The following is a 1,250-nucleotide window of genomic DNA, read 5'->3' as shown; positions in this document are numbered from 1 at the left end:
TTTCGAAACGGCCCCACAGGAAGCCCATATGCGGCGAGAAATTCTTGTAACCGGAGCAGACGAGATAGTCGCAATCCCAGGCCTGCACGTCGATCAGCCCGTGCGGTCCGTAATGCACGCAGTCGAGGAACACTTCGGCGCCGGCCGCATGTGCGATCTCGGCCACCGCGGCGACATCGACGATCGAGCCGATCGAATGCGCGGTGACCGTGCTGGCGACGAGACGGGTGCGGTCGGAAACCAGCGGGCGAAGGTCGTCGACATGCAGATTGCCGTCCTCGCGCATGCGCCACCATTTGAACTTTGCACCGGCGGACTCCAGAGCCAGCCAGGTCGCGATGTTGGCATCATGGTCCATGTCGGTGATGACGATCTCGTCGCGCTCCTGCAGCATCTGACCGATGCCGAGGCTGACCAGGCGGATGAACGAGGTGGCGTTCATGCCGAAGCAGATTTCCGCCGGGCTATAGGCGTTGATGAGCAGCGCGACGCTTGTCCGCGCATCGGCGACCGACTGGTCGACAGTGACGCTGCGGCCATAACGGCCGCCACGCTGCACATTGTGCGAAACCAGATGGTTGGTCACCGCGTCGAGCACGCTCTGCGGAATTTGCGCGCCGGCGGCATTGTCCAAGAAGATGAAGTCGCCAGCCCGCTGTAAAGCTGGAAACATGGCGCGGATGGCGTCGACGGGGAACGCGGTGGCATTCGCATTGTCGGTCTGGTGCTTGTTCACGGGTAGGCTCCTGCAAAGGACTTGGGCGGGGATCAGGTGGCGGAGGTCAGCGCTTCTTTTCGGTCTTGAAGCGCTCTTCAAGCAGGCTGACGAGGCGGACCATCGGCCAGAGGAAGATGAGATAGACGAGGGCTGCGCCGATCAGCGGGGAGGGGTTGGCGTAGAGCGACTGCGCGTTGGTCGCCTCCTTCAAGAGTTCCGGCAGCGCCACGGTGGAGGCGAGCGAGGTGTCCTTGAACATCGAGACGCAGTTGCTGGTCATCGGCGGGATGACGACGCGGATCGCTTGCGGCAGCACCACCTTGCGCAAGGTCAGGAGGAACGGCAGGCCAAGCGCCTGCGACGCCTCGAACTGGCCACGCGGAATGCTTTCGATGCCGGAGCGGAACACTTCGGCCGAGTAAGCCGACATGATGAAGGCGAAGGCAGTCACCGCCGACGCCCAGGACGACAGGCGTATGCCGAGGAAGGGCAGCGCGTAGTAGATCAGGATCAGCACGACCAGCACCGGCAG

At 63.1% G+C, this 1,250-nt stretch carries 2 protein-coding genes; both read right to left on the bottom strand.

From position 1 onward, the window contains the following. The coding region (locus EN750_RS34900; protein WP_127399318.1) for a cysteine desulfurase-like protein at nucleotides 1–736 on the bottom strand (736 nt) is incomplete at its 3' end. 46 nt (nucleotides 737–782) lie between these two features. After that, nucleotides 783–1,250, bottom strand: a 468-nt coding sequence (locus tag EN750_RS34895) for an amino acid ABC transporter permease (RefSeq protein WP_145968219.1), incomplete at its 5' end; no start/stop codon positions are given.

This window comes from Mesorhizobium sp. M7A.F.Ca.ET.027.03.2.1 (assembly GCF_003999175.1).
GTDB lineage: Bacteria > Pseudomonadota > Alphaproteobacteria > Rhizobiales > Rhizobiaceae > Mesorhizobium.
This window is presented reverse-complemented; position numbering and strand designations above follow the sequence as displayed.